General features: G+C 57.4%; 7 protein-coding genes. 1 reads left to right on the top strand and 6 read right to left on the bottom strand.

The annotated features are described in order from the left end of the window. Nucleotides 1–3 precede the first annotated feature (3 nt). The 6 genes from NB063_RS13595 to NB063_RS13570 all read right to left on the bottom strand — a co-directional run bounded on the left by NB063_RS13595 (nt 4) and on the right by NB063_RS13570 (nt 4,697). Nucleotides 4–462: a hypothetical protein gene (locus tag NB063_RS13595; RefSeq protein WP_250929279.1), complete on the bottom strand. Its 459-nt coding sequence runs from the start codon at nt 460–462 to the stop codon at nt 4–6. Then, nucleotides 459–1,676 carry a GTP cyclohydrolase II gene (gene ribA / locus NB063_RS13590; protein ID WP_250929278.1) on the bottom strand — a complete coding sequence of 406 codons (1,218 nt, stop codon included), beginning with the start codon at nt 1,674–1,676 and terminating at the stop codon, nt 459–461. Before ribA ends, NB063_RS13595 begins: the two co-directional genes overlap by 4 nt. Nucleotides 1,677–1,833: 157 nt before the next feature. Further along, nucleotides 1,834–2,850, bottom strand: coding sequence for a type II secretion system protein GspJ (locus NB063_RS13585; RefSeq protein ID WP_250929277.1), 1,017 nt, complete (start codon nt 2,848–2,850; stop codon nt 1,834–1,836). A 135-nt stretch (nt 2,851–2,985) separates the two neighbouring features. Further along, complete coding sequence (locus NB063_RS13580) at nt 2,986–3,510, bottom strand: prepilin-type N-terminal cleavage/methylation domain-containing protein (RefSeq protein WP_250929276.1); 525 nt, start codon at nt 3,508–3,510, stop codon at nt 2,986–2,988. Then, on the bottom strand, nt 3,507–4,205 hold the full coding sequence (locus tag NB063_RS13575) for a pilus assembly FimT family protein (RefSeq protein ID WP_250929275.1): 699 nt from the start codon (nt 4,203–4,205) through the stop codon (nt 3,507–3,509). The genes NB063_RS13580 and NB063_RS13575 overlap by 4 nt, the downstream gene beginning before the upstream one ends. A gap of 24 nt (nt 4,206–4,229) precedes the next feature. Then, complete coding sequence (locus NB063_RS13570; protein ID WP_250929274.1) at nt 4,230–4,697, bottom strand: type II secretion system protein GspG; 468 nt, start codon at nt 4,695–4,697, stop codon at nt 4,230–4,232. Nucleotides 4,698–5,267: 570 nt separating this feature from the next. Here NB063_RS13570 and NB063_RS13565 point away from each other — a divergent pair. Then, nucleotides 5,268–18,838 (top strand): GEVED domain-containing protein (locus tag NB063_RS13565; protein WP_250929273.1); only part of this gene is annotated, 13,571 nt, incomplete at its 3' end.

The following is an 18,838-nucleotide window of genomic DNA, read 5'->3' as shown; positions in this document are numbered from 1 at the left end:
CGCTTAGGTTCGTATCTCGATCTCGTCGAGTGGCGCCAAGACTCGCCGCAACCGCTCTCGTATCGGGTCCAAATTGTCCTCGGCTGACTCCACGCTCATTGCGTGCAGGAACTCAAACGAGACCGGACGAAAGACGAATCGCGACTCATTGTCGGAAACCAAGTGGCACCGGCCAGTAACCAGCCGCTGCACGCAGCCACGATTCCCCGAAAGTTCGCCGTCATGGTCGAGATAACGGACACGGTGATCCACTAATCTCACTGCGTGGATGACCGGTGCACCATCGCACGCGGGCGGGGACGCAAACGTCGTCAAAAGCGACCCTGGATGGGGCGTGACTTCGAAAAACCAATCCAGATGGTCGCCGACCGGCGAGTTCGCCGCTGCGTCACGATCGACATCGGACCTGACATAGCCGACGGTCGCGACACGGTGCAGCGAAATGGTAAACCTGCTGCTCACGAAAGCGGTGGCAATTGGTGGCCCATCTTTTCGCGTTTGGTTTCGAGATAGCGCTGATTGTGTTTGTTCACCGTCGGCACGATCGGCACTTGATCGACAACCTTCAAATCAAACCCACGCAGATTGAACGCTTTGGTCTTCTTGGGGTTGTTGGTCAACAAACGGACTTCATTCAAACCCAAATCCTTGAGGATCTGAAGCCCGATACCGTAGTCACGCATATCGGCTTTGAAACCAAGTGCATGGTTGGCCTCGACGGTATCGAGCCCGTTGTCCTGCAGCGCGTACGCTCGGATTTTTTGTGCCAGCCCGATGCCCCGACCTTCTTGAGGCAGATACACCAACACGCCCCGTCCCTCGTGACTGATCATATCAAGGGCCATGTGCAATTGATCGCCGCAATCGCAACGCAGCGAGGCAACGAGATCGCCGGTAAAACAACTGCTGTGCATCCGCACCAACGGCGCCGGTCCGGGCGCCGTCAAATCACCAAACACCAACGCGATCGGTTCCTGTTCTTCGTAGTCGACCGAATAGACGATGATTTCGAAGTCGCCGTAGTGAGTCGGCAGTGTGGACGTTGCCGCTCGCTTGATCAGCTTCTCACTGACGCGGCGGTGAGCGATCAGGTGTTCAATGCTGATGATTTTAAGGTCGTGTTCTTTCGCCAAACGCGACAAATCGTCACGCGAAGCGCGGTCTCCCGACTCGTTCAGAATCTCACACAAAACCCCGGCCGGTTTGAGTCCCGCCATGCGGGCCAAATCGACTGCCGCCTCGGTGTGTCCGGCCCGACGCAGCACGCCGCCCTCTTTCGCCAGCAATGGATAAACGTGTCCCGGCCGGACAAAATCCTCAACCTTGACATCGTCGTGCGTTAACCTGCGGATCGTCTCGCTGCGTTCAGCCGCGGTGATTCCGGTCCGCGCCGTCGCGATATCGATCGGAGTTAAGAACGCGGTCTGCAAGGGTGCGTTGTTCGTCGCCACAACCGGACTGAGTTCCAGCTTTTTGCATAAGTCGGGCAGGATCGGGGCACACAATTGGCCCCGCCCGCCGAGAATGAAATTAATCGTCTCGACGGTTGCTTTCTCGGCCGCACAGATGAAGTCGCCCTCGTTCTCCCGGTCTTCGGCGTCAATGACGATGATAACCTCGCCACGAGCGATTGCCTCAACGGCTTCGGGAATGGTGTTCAACTCGATGGACGACATGGCAAAATGGGGATGTGACACGGGGATTGCTTGGGGAGTGCCGCCGGAGAGTCGAAAACGACACGTCTCCCGCGGATGCTTCCCTATGATGGACTGATACCGCCGAGATGAGAAGTCCCAGCGTTTGCTTTCAGCATAGCACCCTGGTCACCCGCGATTAAAAAGTCGTCGCCGACAGCTCGTCTTCCTCAGTGTCCGCATCTTCGGGATGGCTCATCGGCAGAAAGATGACGTGGGTGAACGTCCGCATCGCCTCAGGATCCAACTCGTCGCCGCCGATTTGCAACGTCACGCGAACCGCCAGGGGCAGGTATCCCATCTCATCGCTGCTGTAATACGTCAGCCAATTAATGCCGTCGTAATACTCAAACTCGATCGCCGTGACCTCGGGGCTGATCAATTCACCGACCGAGTTCAACCGAGAAACGCCGCCGGTCGTGGAAGCGTACGTGTTGATCGCACGATCGAGCTCCCGGCGAACGAGGCCGCCGCCACTCGCGCCACTGGCCGGAATACCACTCGCCGCAGCCAACTCTTCCAACGCGTCAAGGCTCGTCCCCGAGCCCTCCGCCTGCACGAAATAACTGATCGTCTTGATATCGCTGGGACGGTCCAACAAATTCCCACCCGACACCGCGAGCGTGGGATCGATCACCGACTGTTCCAACCGAGGCAACCGACTGACGTCGACTTGCAATTGCAACGAATTGCCGATCAACCCGGGCGACTGCAACACCGTGCCGCCAAGACTGACGTCGAGCATCTCCGTACCCACCGCTTCTTCTTCGGAAGTATCGCTGGCGAGGTCCGTGCTACCCGACGCTTCGGGGTCTTCCGGTAAATCGTCATCGCCGGACTCCTCGCCCCCGAAGCTACTGGTGAGACCCAAATCGGCCAGAGGCGCCGAGGCCGAGGCCAACACATCCGCCAACGGCGTCGTGTCGACCGGTTTGGTCGTCAAAGTCATGCGGAGATCGTCTTCGATCATCTGTAACACCGCGGAAGCGACTTGCGATTGCCGAAACATGGTTTCCGCAGTCGCCATCTCGCGGACATAAAACGTCATCGCTTCGCTGACCAAGATCATCAACACCACGCACAGCGATAGCGTCAACAACATCTCAAGAAGAGTGAAGCCGAAAGACGAACGCGGGCGTGAGTGGTTGTGTGGCATCGTTTGGGATACTAGCGGCAGTGGAATACTAGCGGTTGGCGAAGATCAATTCGCCGTTGATGTGGGTGCGAGTGTCTCGTTCTGAGTGTCATGAGCGACCGAGTTTCGTTGCCGTGTGGCGGGACAAACGAAACGCTATTCGGCGGCAGCTTCTTCCGCCGCGGCGGCTTCCTCGGCCGCCAACTCGGCAAGCCCGAGCATCGGGTCAATCATCCATCGGGTGAGCGAATAAGTAGCCAACGCCGGCCCCCCGTTTTCGTCTATCGCCCGGACCGTGATTCGCAGTGCGAGCATTCCGTCCATCGGCGCGGCGGCCACGTCAACTTGGTATTCAAACGGCGTGGTCGACGCCGAATCCATCGGTTCGGTAGGTGTCGGCGGGACTGCTGTCGGACTCTGCGTCTGGCTACTCGCCAACAACTCCGCGAGTCGACTCTGTGCGATCAATCTTGCCTGCGCCAAATGCTCCGCCTCGCGAGCCGCATCGGTCCCGGTCATCGCTACTTGGGCCAAAATTCCGAGCGAACCGCCGAGCAGAGCGAGGGCCAAGAGCATTTCCAACAGCGAAAAACCGCGGCGACGCGGGCTACGAGGATTGCAATGCAGACGATGGCGATCGGCATGGCGGCGAGATCGGAGCGGAGCTAGCGGACACTTCATGGGTTCGCCCTCAACGTCACGTCACCGGTCAGCCCACGGATTTGCACGCGGACCGCGTTGGCCAGCGATCCGGCGTCGTCACCGATCCCATCGTCCTGGTTTCCCAACGTGATGATCGCGTTACTGGTCTGTCCGGTCGGGTAGAAATAGACGGGTGACATTGTCCCGCCCACAGTATTACCACCCGTTGCACTGGGGGACGCCATGGCGGTCGAATTCAGATCGGCAGCTTCGATCGCCGATGCCCCGCCAACCGGCGAGGTCACCACGCCGCGAACGACAACGCCCTCGGGTAATTCGATCGTCCAGCCCTCTTCGGTAAGGTCACCCGTCGGCGCGACCGTACCCATCACTTGATCGGCACCACTCAACAAAGACGACATCGTGCCCGTCGAGTCGGTACTCATGTTGGCGTCGCCCGCCGAATACATCGGCACGACGTGTAACTCGCCCGAATCAGAATTGGATTGCAGCATCATCACCCGCCCTTCGCGTATCGCGTGAACCCGCAATCGGGTCAGCTCACCACGGAGTTGATCGCCCGCACGCACCAACTCACGATCGCCGAGAAGGCCCGCGGCGATCGGAATCACCAACGCCGCGGCCGCCGCAAAGATGGACATCGCCAGGAGCAATTCGAGCAGAGTGAACCCGGGTGCAGGTCTCCGCCCACCTCGCGAATGTCCAGATGTCATTTGGATTTACCCGTCACGCGACGCCTATCGTCCTTCAACGACGATGTCGTCTTCGGTATTCATCTGGCCGTCGAGACCGGCGCTGCGGATTTCAAACTGGTTGCCCTTCGTGCTGAAATCGAATTCGTTGCCCCACGCGTCGACGGGCACACTTTCGATGATCGAGTCGACCCACTGAGCCTTCTTGGCCGCGTCGCTCGGTCCGTCGCGGAGTTGCTCGAGGGCTTCAGGCAGCGAGTTGGTTTTCAATTTGTAGTAAACGACATTGCTCTTGAGCGAATTGAGCTGTGCCTGGGTCGCGTTGATATCCGCATCCGACTTCGCACCGAGAATGTTAGTTCCGACGATCCCGCCGATCACGACCAAAATCGCAAGCACGAGCAAAAGTTCGAGCAGGGTAAAACCACTGCGACGGACCGACCTCCGCGAGGCCCCGGGGGAACCAGACAAGCGACGACGAGCAGAAAGATTGATTGTTTGGCGGCGAGACATAGTTCGTGAAGGAGTTGGGTGGGGAGGAATAGTTTGAGGAAGGTAGCAAACGGAGGGGGGCGGCAAACACGAAAAAGGTGGCGTTCGCAACACGCTCCCTATTGTGCAATGGAACACCGGAATCGCAAGTAAGTTCCGACCGCATCGAGCAAGATGACAGTCAGCGGCAAAATCAGACAGGCCCGTCGATCGGGGGTGGCAAGATTCTATTTCGTTTGCCACTGCGATCGAGTCCCCCAGGCCTTCCCGAGGGTTAAAACCGCCCCCTCCTCTAAGCACAACCCCTTTCCTTCGCATTTACCCCATTGTGAAGCTTGGGTGGGAGATTACGCAACTCAACAAAGTTTTCAGTGGATTTTCTCAAGATGTCGGGCACGAAGGGATTTTTCGCCAATTATCCTTATGCGCTTTGGAGGGAATATTCGCTCTATAAGCTTTCTTATGGCACCCACCCCCCCGAAAGTAACGTCCAACGCTATACAAATGCGTCGTCTTTTGCAGAGTTTTTCATCGATGACAGCCAAAAGACGGTGATATTGCGTTCACTTATCCTCCCGTTTTGAGTTGATCATGTCACGTCGTTCAGGCACTCTTCGCCCCGATTTTTCCCGCACGGACGCCTCTAAAACCAAGCGATCGGTTGCAAACCAGAACAGATTCAAACGTCGGCTCAACCATGAAACTTTAGAAAAGCGGGAACTCCTCGCTGCCGACCTGCTCGCCATTCGTCCCGACGCCGGGGCCCTCTTGAGCGAAAACACCGTTCTGAATTCGCCGCCGCGGGAATTCAGCCTGCTGTTTAACGGCGACGCGAGCATCGATGAGAATTCGATCAGTACCGATACCATTCGGCTGGTCCGTTCCGGTGGCGACGGGGTATTTGGCAACGGCGATGACGTGCAGGTCTCGGTCGGCTACGTCGGGTTTGTCGACCCCGACGATACCGATCCTGAGAACCTCAATCGCATTATGCTGCGTCCGGCCAGCACGGCGGCCCACAACGCAACGGATCCATCGGTTGCTTTCCCCGACGACTTCTACCGAATCGAAATCATCGGCAGCGGGGCCGCGCCTCTCCAAGACACTGCGGGCGATGCGTTCAACAGCGGTCAGGATTCGATCACCACGTTCCGCCTCGACCGCGGTTTGCAAGTCATCGCGGTCATCCCACAACCGATCGAGCGTGTCGGCGGGAATCTGGTCGTTCAGGATAAGCGAATCGATGTGTACTTCGACGATCAAGAGATCCTCGAGTCGGTCGCTGAGACCAAAGAGTTTTATCGCTTGGTCGACACGGCGGGGTCGCCGACCGCAGCGACGAACCCTGACACGGTTGAGTACTTCCCCGACGAGAACCGGGTGCAACTCAATTTCGCTACCTCTTTCTCGACTGCCACCTACCGGCTTGATGTCGGTTCGACACAGGCGCTGCCCGGTGCTGTGGCGGCGACGGGTTCCGGTTTTGGTGCCGCCGAGATCGGGACATGGTTTGGTGACTACGCCGGCGGAGGCGTGGCGGGCAATTTTGGCCTAATCGGCTCCGACACCGCGATCGTTCATGCTTCGGAAATTTCCCCAACCGGCGCCGTGGCTTTGCCTGCCCAGCCGGGTGGTTTGGACGAACCGGGACACCGTCAGATTCAACTAGAGAGTCACTACTTTGACGAAAACGTGGGCGTCGATCCCGTTACCCCAGGGAACGTCTCGGTAAGACCCTACTCATTCCAAGCCAATTTCCCTGCCAATGACGCGGGGATCGTTTACACGAACTTCATCACCCCCTCGGAAAAGGAAATCACCCGAGGCATTCTGGAGATTTATGCTCAGCAGCTCGGTGTCGAATTCATCGAGGTGGAGTCCGGTGGACTTGTCATTGGCAAAGGTGACCTTCAGGCTTCGACCTCAAGTGCGACCTCGGGGCCAGGCGGGATCGCTGGTTTGGGCGGTGGTAACCTCGTCGTTCTTGACAAAGACGAAGGGTTCGCGTCACCCGCTATCTTCGGCGGTGGTTTCTCTGACGTCATGTTTCATGAAATCGGGCACGCGTTAGACGTCTTTCACTCTTACGATACAGCGACGGTTCAAGGGGAAGGTGTTCAGTCCGACCCCGGCAATTCGACGACTCAGCCTGGAGACGGTGACCTCGTTCACTTTCAGCGGGTGATCCCTGCCTATGCGAACGATATCGATTTGTATCGTTTTCAACTCAACACGGCTGGGACGGTGCAGATCGAAACAACTGCTGAGCGACTGACGCAGGCGGAACATGGCGAGAACCCGAGTTTACTCAATACGGTCCTGCGGTTGTTCCGAAAGAACGCTGACGGCACCTCCCAAGTCATCGCGCAGAATGACCGATACTACGGCAGTGATTCGTTTATCGAGATGGAACTCGAAGCAGGTGAATACTTCTTTGGCGTCAGCAGTGCTGGCAATGAAGACTACGATCCGGCCATCGCTGATTCGGGATTTGGTGGAACCACAGACGGAAAGTACGAGGTTCAACTATCGTTCAACGCCACACCGACTGCCGGAGAGCAACTCACCGACGCTGATGGTACCGCGATTGATGGCGACGGAGACGGCATCCCCGGAGGCGTGCACTCGTTCTGGTTCGATACCGCGGATGCAGCCAACACGTTCTACGTCGATAAGCTCGCAGCCAATGTTGACGTCGGAGGTACCATCGTTGCCTCCCACACGACGATTGCTTCGGCGCTGTTAGCCGCTCAGGCAGCGGTCGGTCGATCGGTCGTACGGGTTGTCGGTAGCCTCGAGACGAACTCGGCATCGGCACTCGCGGCAACCACACCGTATCTGATCGGTTACAAACCGAACGGGAGTCCGCTCGCAGACGGAGCGACATTGAATGTCCCCGCTGACACAACCGTCCGAATCGAAGCGGGGGCTTTGCTCAAAATGCGCGCCGCCAACATCGATGTCGGGACGTCGTCGATCGGTATTGGCCGTAGCGGTGGAGCGATCCAGGTATTGGGGACACCCGAGCTACCGGTCTATCTACGTTCCTATCATGACGACTCGGTCGGTGGGAACTCCGACGGCATCGGTCCTGGAGCCAGGGGTGGCGATTTCGGTGGGATCGTCATGCGAGAAGATTCTGACTTGGAAGATATAGGAGTCTTCCTCAATACGATCAATCATGCCGACATCCGCCACGGTGGCGGCAAAGGCAACCCGACCGACACTCAAGTGTTCTCGCCGATCGACATCATTGACGCGCGTCCGACGATCAGTTTCAACACAATCACCGACGCAGCCAAAGCGGCCGTCGCGGCAACACCCGATAGCTTCGACGACGCTGGCGGTCGGATCGGTCCCGATATCGTTGGCAACTATCTCGACGGCAATACCAACAACGGCCTGTTTGTCGGGATCCCTACCGCATTAGGTAGTTCGGTGCAACGCATGACCGTATCGGGTCGATTTGATGATACGGATATCACCCACATCCTGACCGAGTCACTGATCATCGTGGGCAACCCCGGCGGACCGATCATTACTGGCGGAATTCTGCAAGCCAGAGCCTCGGGGCGATTGATCATCGACCCAGGCACGGTCATCAAGCTCAGTGAAGCACGCATTGAAGCCGAACGTGGCGCGGCAACGTTGATTGCTGAAGGAACCCAAGACAGCCCGATCATCTTCACGTCGCTGAATGATTCACGCTATGGCGGCAGTGGCGTGTTCGACACCAACAGCGGTGTCGGAACCGCAGCCCCCGGGGATTGGGGTGGACTCTTTTTTAGTGAAGCAACCACGGGCAGCATTGATTATGCCGTGATCGCATATGGCGGTGGCGTCGTCCCGACCGATGCGTCCGCCGGGGGGGGCTCGGACTCGTTCAACGCGATCGAAATCCATCAAGCCAATGTGCGGCTTGCCAATAGCCTCATTACCGACAACGCCAGCGGTGACGCATCGACCAACCGTTTCGGCCGTGGTCTCAATGAAGAAGCCGCGATCTATGTTCGCGGTGCGCAGCCAATCTTGATCGGCAACCAAATTGTCAACAATGTGGGGCCGGCGATCAACATCAATGCCAACGCCCTCAAGTTTGGATCACAAGTCGACCCCGGCCGTAGCATCGGTGCAGCCGACCGTTACTCGCAGTTCGATGATAACCGCGGGCCTTTGGTGCGGCTCAACGAAACCGACAATAACACCATCAACGGAATGAAGGTACGTGGACAAGAACTCACGACGGAAAGCATCTGGGATGATTCCGATATCGTTCACGTGCTCAGTGGTGAAATCATCGTCGGTAACCACCACACTTACAGCGGCTTGCGATTGCAAAGCAGCGTTTCTGAAAGCCTTGTCGTCAAGGTCGATGGAAACAACTCAGGCTTCACCGCAACGGGAACCCCGTTAGACATCATCGACCGTATCGGTGGCACCGTTCAAGTGATCGGTCTGCCCGGTTACCCGGTCGTGATCACTCACCTTGCTGACGATACCGTCGGCGCCGGCTTCACACCCGAAGGCCGCGTCAACTTTGACACTGACAACGATCCCGACGGGGTCGAAGGTGGCGACCAGTGGCGTGGATTCCTGTTTGATGAATGGAGCAATGACCGCAACGTCGCGATCATCCGCGAAGCCGAATCGCCGCTGTCCGGTAGCGTCGAAGCCAACTCCACCCCGATCACCAAAGCTCAGCCACTCGGGGTGCTTGCTCCCGACATGAAGAGCGGTGACGAGAACCGCCGACTCGGCTTTGAAGTACACGGGTACATCAGCCCCAACAATTCCAAAGACGTGGATGCGTATAGTTTCCTGGGGACGGCAGGAACTCAGGTTTGGATCGATATCGATCGAACCGATCCGTCGCTCGATCTCGTCATGGAACTGGTTCTCGACGACGGCACCGCAGCAGGCCAAGTCATCCAGACGTTGGACGACCCGATCCCTGCCGGAGTGACCCACACGCTGACACAAGAACCATTGCTCGGCGGAGATTTTTATTCGCTCAGCAATAATGACCCGGGCATGTCACGGACACTGCCGTCGACCGGGAAATACTACGTCCGAGTCAAGTCGGCCGGTGCGCAGGTAACTAAAGGTGAATACCAACTGCAGATTCGACTGCAGCAGGTCGACGAATTCCCCGGTTCAACGGTTCGTTACGCCGACATCCGTTATGCATCGACAGCGTTTGACGTGCGAGGCTTGCCCAGACACAGCCCGCTGATCGGAGACGCCGCCGAAGTAGGCGACGCTGGCAACAGCGTTACCGTGGCCAGCGCCCAGGAACTCATCAATCTGCTGGAAAGCGATACCGCCACTTTGTCAATCGCCGGCTCACTCTCATCGGCCACCGATGTCGATGTGTTTCGATTTGACGTCAAGCACCCCGGAACACAGGTCATTCCTGGCGTTACGACCGATGTCGGGACCATCGCGGTTGTCTTTGATCTCGACTATGCCGACAAGAAACGTGGCGACACCTCCATTGCTGTTTTCGACGAAAACAACACACTGATTTTCATCGGGCGGGAATCGAACATCGAGGACGATCAGCCTGAGGTGGGTGGAGATGGTCAGAGCCTCGACGACCTCTATCGCGGTTCGCTCGGCACCGATGATCCGTCAATCGGCCCCGTTCACTTGACCGCGGGGAAATCCTACTACGTCGCCGTGATGAGCAATCAGATCACGCCAACCGTGGTCGCCTCACAGTTTGCGTTGGATGGACTCGATGGAACCGGCAACGCGGGCATCTTGACCCGTTTGGAACCGATCAATTCGGTGCAACGTGTTGTCGAGGACCACATCGGGTTTACCGGCTACACCTCCGGTACAACACCCATTGTTCCGACGACGGCAGGACCGTTATTGGACATCGGCACTTCGGCAGCCTTGGACGAGCACGTTACCGCTTTCAAATTGGAAGACGTCGCACTGTTCTGGGCAACGGACATTGCCGTTCCCGCAGCGGGCGACAATCTGTACATCGTCAATCCGGCGACCGGAGGTCCCGTTGTGCGAGACCTTACTCCCAACGCCGCCAATCTCGTTGGCGACGGTAATGACATTCAAGACATTGTCATCCGCGGCGACGGCGTCTTCTACGGCTATCGTCGATTCACAACGAGTCCTGAGGAGAACGATAAAGTCGGTGCGTTGGTGGAACTCGACCCAAGCGACGGGAGCATCATTAGTACTCAGTTTGACAACATCCCAGGCACCGAGGGTTTCAGCAATATCTCGGACGTCCCTGATACTCACACCGGAACTGGGGATCACCGCCCCGAACGGGCTGATGAAGTCGTCAATTCCAATAACCCCGACGCGGTGACGTTCCGACGTGTAGGCGACTCCGGCGGAGCCGCTCCCGTTCCGAACTACGAGACCTACTACGCGGTGCGTCAGGGAACGAACTCCTCGCGTCTCTATCGAGGTGATGCCAACGGTGATGCCGCCCCCGGTGCGCCGGCAGGCCTCGTTGGAAGGACAGGGATCGTCGGTGATCTCCAACCTTCAGGCGTGACGTTTGCCAGTGATTTTTTCAACGTGTCCAACAATGCCGACCCACGGGTGACAACACGCATCTTGCTGCGTTCGAATATCCCGGGTGAGGCTGGGAACATCACGGTGAATTTCACCGAAGGTAGCGCCGGACAAAACACCATCGCGTCTTATAACAATGGCACCGGCGAGGTAACGGTCCGACTCGCGCGAGGCGGCAATCCACTAGCGGTTACCGCGACGGCACAAGACATCGTTGACGCGATCAATAATTCTGGAACGGTCAGTCCCAGAATGATCGCGTTGATCTACGACGACGGCAGCGGTGGCGATGGTGCAGGCAACACCGTGGCCCTCAATCACCCAGTCGCGACTACCCTCTCCGGCGGAAATGGTGACGCTGATGAAGTGCTTCAGGGATACGTGACCGGCCTATCGATGTCCAACTTTGATGGCTCGGGGAATCTTTACGGGGTGACGTCCGCCGGAGAGTTTTTGAGCATCAGCCGTACTTCTGGACAGGCGACCGTACTCCGCGTTGTCGAGGGTGTCAGTTTCACCGGACTCGCGCTGGGACCCCAGAATGTCGACGGTGGCGCATACAAAAACACGCTCTACGCGAGCACAGCGGACAGCCAGATCTACGCGTTCGATAACACAGGCAGCTTTGTCAACGTCTTCGACTCCGGGGACGCTTCTCAGTTGGTTTCGATTACCACGCCGGGTACCCCGACCGACGGCGCATTTACATTGACTTTCGACGATGGCCTCCTCAATTCCAATAGCCGTCAAACGACCGTTCCGATCGCGGCGGATGCGCCCACCGAAGACAGTTTGAACGAACAGCAAACAATCCAGACCAACGCAACGACAGGAACTTTCACCCTGAGCGTTGAAAGGGCACGCCACGCGGTCAGCAGCCTGCAAGCGGACGTCGCCGCGGCGACTGCCGGAGACGCCGACACCATTGTAATTCAAGGTGTCCCGACACTCGATGGCATTTCCGATTTCCCTGCCGCAACACCATTTGTGATCCAAGTCGACAACGAACAGATGCTGGTCACCGGACGGTCTGTTAACACGTTTTCAGTGACTCGCGGGCACAACGGCACATCAGCGGACGCGCATGCGGACACCGCAACCGTGAGTGAGGTGATCACGACCACGGTCGCGCTGCCATTTGATGACCTCCCCACAACGAACGTCATCCATGTTGACGATGTGACGCCATTGCCGACGGGCACTCCGTTCGAAATCCGCATCGGAGACGAGGACATGCGAGTCACCGATGTCGTGGCGAACGTTTTAACGGTGGATCGCGGGATCAATGGCACCGCAATTGCCGCCGCAGGCGTGGGAGCGAGTGTTGTTGTGATCCAAACGACCGACCCACTGCCGGCCGGTGCCACAGCCAACCAGATTCGCACGGAATTGGCAAATTTGAGCTATGTCGGTGGCTTAACAAACGTCGCCGCAAACGGAAGCTTGGATACCGGGGTGACCGTCGAGTTCATGAACGAAGTCGGCAGCCTCGATATCGCGCAGCTCACGGTCGACTCGAGCGCGCTTAACGCACCAGCGATGGTCACGACAGATGTCGATGGGGTACTGAGTGTACGTGACGCGTTGGTCGCGTTGCCGAGTATTGGAACGGGCGATGTTCGTCTGAGTGGTGGACTCGATACGAACGGCGTCACGATCCACTTCACAGGTGCTTATGCCGGAACGGACCCGGACGACCTGGTAGTTGACAACTCGTTGATGCTCAACGGCACGATGGCGGGTGCCGCAAGCGTTGGGACAGCGAACGATGGCCTGGCCGACGACTCCAGTGTCCAAATCACCGGGGATGTCGTGTCATCGCAGGGAGCCGATTCGTCTCCCGTCGGACTGGCGTTTTCGCCACTCGACTTCAATCTTTGGCACCCGACAACCTTGCGTTCCGGTAACGCCGGACACGGGATTAATTCGACCTCCGACGGCAGTCGCGACCCGACCCAGGTAGCGGTCACCATTACCGATGGAATCACTGGCGGGCGAACGAGCAGCGAGGGCGTCGGGGGTGCGAGTTTTTACTTCGGTCTGGAGCAGTGGGTGCAAAACCCGAATGCTACGTCGAGTAGCTACATCACTCCTGCCGATGTGACCAACAACGCCCAGTACGGATTGAACGGATTGCAGCATCAAGATCTCAGCAGTAACACTGCGATCCGCAACACCTATGATCTTGCCGGAGGTGCAGCAGGTTCTCTGGTCACCAATTCGTTCTCATTGACCGGTTCGCAGTATTACGACCGGCCAACACTGTATTTCAATTATCTGCTCGAAACCGAAGCTGCCGATGGTCGAAACGTCGCACAGGTCACCGCCGAAAACTATTTCCGCGATAGCGCTCGGGTGTATGCGTCGGCGGACGGGGGCGTTACCTGGCAACTGCTCGCGACCAACAATTCGGCGCTGAGCGATCCAGACTCCACTGCGGCGACTACTCAGGCAGAGTTGCCGTCGTTCCTTTCACATGTTGCCGATGCCGGTCGAAATTCAACCGCGCCACAGCCCGAAAGCAAACAGATCGTGCAAGAACTGTTTGATGAAAATCCCGCTGAACTCCAGTGGCATCAAGCACGCATCGATTTGTCGCCGTTCGCCGGCGCGGCGGATATCAAACTGCGGTTTGAATTCAGCACATCCGGAACGTCGATTGAGACCGGCTTGCCCGGCGACGAATTCGGTGACAACGGTGACGTCGATGATTCTGTCGGCGGCTTTGACAACAATCATCTCGGCCTCTTCATCGACGATATTATTGTCGGCTATGCCGAACGTGGCGAAATGGTCACCAACGCGCCGGGTACGCCGACCAATGCGTTTGTCAATCTGGAAAATATCGTCGGTGGCCGCGCCAACGTTAACCGTGACTCCGCCTCGCTGACCAATCAACTCTCAGGTAAGTACCAGCTCGAAATCCGACGCACTGGTGAGTTCGCAGCAGGCACCGATGGGACGATCGAAATCAGTCAAGTTTACGACACCAACCTGCGACACATTTTGGAGTCGACCGCCGAGGCTTCGGGGCTCGACGCCGACCGTAACCGCGATCGTGCCCAAGGGATCTTAATTCTCGAAAGCAACATCCTCTCGGATTCACGTGTGCTCGGCATCAATGTCCAACCGGGCACTGTTGCGGGAGATGCGGATCCAACAGACAACCCAGACGCCGCTGACGCCGGTGAAGGGGTTTCCTATCCTGGACCGACGCAGAACTTTGCTGATATTGATAGTTCACGTTTAGTGCCTGGCATCGTGATTCAAAACAATATCATTGCGGGCAGCAGCGGGATTAACTATTCCGGAGAAAGCAACACCAATCCGCAGCGTCCCGTGCCGATTGGACGGATCATCAACAACACCTTTGTTGGAGACAACAGCGGTATTGGCGTCAACATCAACAACAACGCCAGCCCGACGCTGCTCAACAATGTGTTTGCGAATCTGACGACGGGGATCGTCAACGGCGGTGTCGGCACGATCATCGACAACAACTTCTTCCAAAATGCAGGTGGACCGCGGGGAACCGACCCGCGTTCGGATAACAATCCACTCTTCGAGGATGCCGCCAACGGAAACTACTATCCCGCCGTCGGCGCCGGGACAATCAACAATTCCCAGAACGTACTCAACGACCGCGGTACTTATGCGGCTTTCAAGAGCATTTTGGGTATCCCCGAATCGCCGTTCTTCGCCCCCACTCTCGATGCCCTCGGACAGTTGCGAGTCAGCGGCGGTGTCGGTGGGGACGGGGCCGGACCGAACACCGACATTGACATCGGTGCGCTCGACTTCTCCGATTCGACGCAGCCATACGCGGTGCTGCTGGATCCGGTCGATAACGATATCGACAATGAAGACAAAGACCCCACGGAGACCTTCGTTCACCTCGATGAAACGATTGTGGGCGCCTTCTCCATTCTTCTTTCAGATGGGGAGAACCCAGATTCGCCGTTCGAAGGAACCGGCGTGAATCCGGCCACGGTCAACGAAAACACCGTGACGATTCGCCAAAACAATCGTGTGCTGACGGCCGAGAAAGATTTTTTACTGGCATTCAATCCGTCCACCGGCGAGCTGCGTTTGACGCCGCTGTCGACGCTCTGGACGCTGAACAGTGTTTACGAAATCTCACTCGACAACAGCCAAATTGAAGACTTGGCAGGGAACCCTCTGCGGTCCAACCGCACCGATGGCACCACCATGTTCACGATCATTTTGCCTGAAATCGAAATCGATTTCGGCGACGCGTCTAACAGCGGTTTGGCCGATACGTACGGCACGCTGCTGATCAATGACGGAGCCAGGCACGCGATGATCAACGATGGATCGCTCCACTTGGGCACGATCGTTGATGGCGAAGCTGATGCCCCCGCAGCAGGTGTGACCGACGAGGCGACCGACTCTGCCGACGAAGATGGCGTTGGAATCGGCGACTTCAATGATGGCACCACTCGCAAGGTGTTCATGCAAGCGGGAAGTCAAGCGGCGACAACCGACAACTCGGACGTGCTCGGATTCCTCAATCCGTTGGATCCAACGGGAGCACAAGTCGTTGTCACAGCCAGCGCCGATGGATTGCTGGATGCTTGGATCGACTTCAACAACAACAAAGTCTTCGACGCCAACGAGCAGATTTTCACGAACCAGCCAGTCGTCGCTGGCCCTAACACGCTGACCGTGTTCACTCCCACAACCGCGGTGGCGGGAACGACGTGGGCACGATTCCGCATCTCGCCCGAAGGCAACCTCTCGCCCACCGGGCTCGCCGTTGGAGGCGAGGTCGAGGATTATCAAATCGACGTTCTCCCTGTCGCACTTCCAATTCCTAACGATGACAACGACACGACTCCGTTGTACGAGGTTGCCGAGGACGGAAACTTGGACACCGCTGTGGCCGCGTTGCCCAGCGTGAAAGACAACGACACGATCGACCCGAACAACTTCACACCGACCACCGCGCTCGTTGTGGATATGCCTAGTAACGCAGCATCGTTCACGTTTGACCAGGCGACGGGCCACTTTATCTACATCCCGCTGGCCGACTTTGCCGGCTACGACACGTTCACTTATCGCTTGGCGTCTCAGCAGACCGCGATCGATACAGCACCGGCGTATCCGACAGGAGTCTCCGGGATTGCGACCGTCACCATCAACGTGACACCAGTCAATGACGAGCCCGTGCTCCAGGGCGACCAACAAGTCCTCAATGCAATCGAAGAAGTTTCTCGCACGTTCACCAAGAATCAATTGCTCGTTGGCGAAGATGGCATCTTGGACGTCAAGGGAGACATCGATCCGATGTATCCCGCCGCGGGTGCATCGGCACCTTGGGATGAGTCCGCTCAAGAAGATGTGGACGAAATTGAGATCACGTCGATCGAAGTCGTCCCAGGAACCCTGATCACGACATCGGGAACCTATTCCACTCCACGTGGTGAAATCAGTGTTGTCTTTACCGCCGGATTTTTGACGTCCCTCACCTACACGGGCAATCAAGACCTAAACGTGGATAACGACGTATTGGGCGGCACCGCTCCGTTCCAAGACACGTTCCTGTTCACGATTCAAGACAACGGGAAGGTCATCAATCCGCTGGATATTGCCGACGGAAGTGATGATGTCGAAGTGAGCGGCACACCACTGAGTCGCAAAGTCACGGCGTTGATCAATGTTCGTCCGACGAACGATGCCCCTGTTGCTGCAGACGACGTGATTAGTGAAAACAATTCCGATTGGAACGATTTCTTTGCTGGTTTGTCACCTGCTCAAACCGCTCCGGTTCCGACCGAAGATGTGTTATTGACGATCCCATCGGACTATCTGCTGCTCAACGATGTCGAATCGCGGGCAGGAGCCAATGACGAGTTAGACAACACCAACGACGCCGGACTGAGCGTCACGGCCGTCGATGCCACGAGTGCGTTAGGCGCGACTCTTTCGATCAACGGCGACGGCAACGTGGTTTACGATCCGACGACCTCTCCGCATAAGTATGGCATTGATACGTTCGTCTATACGATCACGGACCAAGGTGTCGACCAAGCGTTGGACGGTACGCCGACCGCTGCTCCACTGACGCATCAAGCAACCGTCACCGTGTTGCTCAAACCCGTCAACGACGCTCCGCTGGCGATCGACCGCGATTTTGAACTGGATGAATACGAAGAGTTCGCTAATAGCACCGGTGCCGCTAACGCAATCCCAGACCCTACTGATGATGGAAAGGGAGTTCTTACGATCACGTCCGCAATGTTGCTTCGTGATGGACAAAGCGACTCGGCCCTGGAAGCATCCTTCTCGCAGCGAGGCGACACACTGTCTGGCGAAGGTTTGTTCAATGAACACGAGACTTCGGTGCGAGTCTTCGGAATCGGTTTGCCCGGCAACCCAACTCCGAGCTTTGATGCCGCAACGTTGGACTATTCCAGCGGCGACGTATTCCGAATACTGTCCACGGCGAATGGTACGATGAGGCTGAGGTTCTCCAACGCGTCGGGAACGGGCGAATTCACCGAAATCATTTACGTCCCGAATAAGGATTACAACGATCAAACTCCGTTCGATATGCAGGATGAGTTCACTTACTTCGTGGAAGACTTCGGTGAAGTCACCGTCCACGGGGCTGGATCCGTAGGTGAACCAGGCACAACCAGTGGTCACGGAACCGAGAGAAGCGGACCGGCAACGGTTTCTCTGACGATCCGCGCGGTCAACGACGCGCCCGAGTTCCCCCAGTTCCACACGGTGACGTTCGCCGAAGACGTCAACGCGGACAACGCTCCGGTCTACTATGACATCTACGGTGGCGGCGTCATCGCCAGCAACGACCCGGGTGTGCATGGGTTGCCCGAAGCCATCTTCGTTAGCCGTAGTACGGCACTGGACGAACGCGGTGACGGCGCCGGTCACGCGGCGACCCAGAACCTGACGTTCACCTACTCGGCTCTGGCTACCTCGGCGCCGGCAGGAATGTTCGCCAGCGATCCGGTTCTGGACGAGTACGGCGTGTTGACCCTGATGCCGAATCCAGATGTGTTCGGGTGGGCCGTGTTTGAAATCACCGCCACCGACAACGGCCAGAGCTACATCGCGGGGGCGATGCAAGACGACTTCCGCAGCGTGACGCGAACCTTGACGGTGAACATCACCCCGGTCAACGATGCACCGGTCACCTTCGACCGATCGCTCGAAGTCACCGAAGTGGAAGAGTTTGCCGCCGGAACGGGTGATCCGACCCTAAACGTTGCGGTGCTTCCTCTGACCCCAGCCGATTTCTTAGGCGATCCTGCAAAAACGACGGACCTTGCAGAAGCCAGCGATTTCACCGACGACATCGACTACGACAACTCAACCGGTGGAGTCGAGTACGACGAAGAAGAGCAAAGTCTTCGCGTCGTCGAGTTCACCGTGGTCGACGCCTCGGGTGCCTCGGTTACGGTTGATAAAGACAACAACAACGACGTGGAGATCATGCTGGCGACCGGTGTGATCAAGTTCAGCTTTGACGCCATGGGTGCATTCACCGGCGGTGAATACCGACCGAGCGTCGACTACAACGAGCAAGCACCATTCGACCCGACCGAAGTGTTCAGCTACATCGT

Origin of the sequence: Aporhodopirellula aestuarii (assembly GCF_023701485.1) — a bacterium.
Classification (GTDB): Bacteria; Planctomycetota; Planctomycetia; order Pirellulales; family Pirellulaceae; genus Rhodopirellula; species Rhodopirellula aestuarii.
The sequence above is the reverse complement of the archived record's forward strand: the minus strand, read 5'-3'. Positions and strand labels throughout refer to the sequence as shown.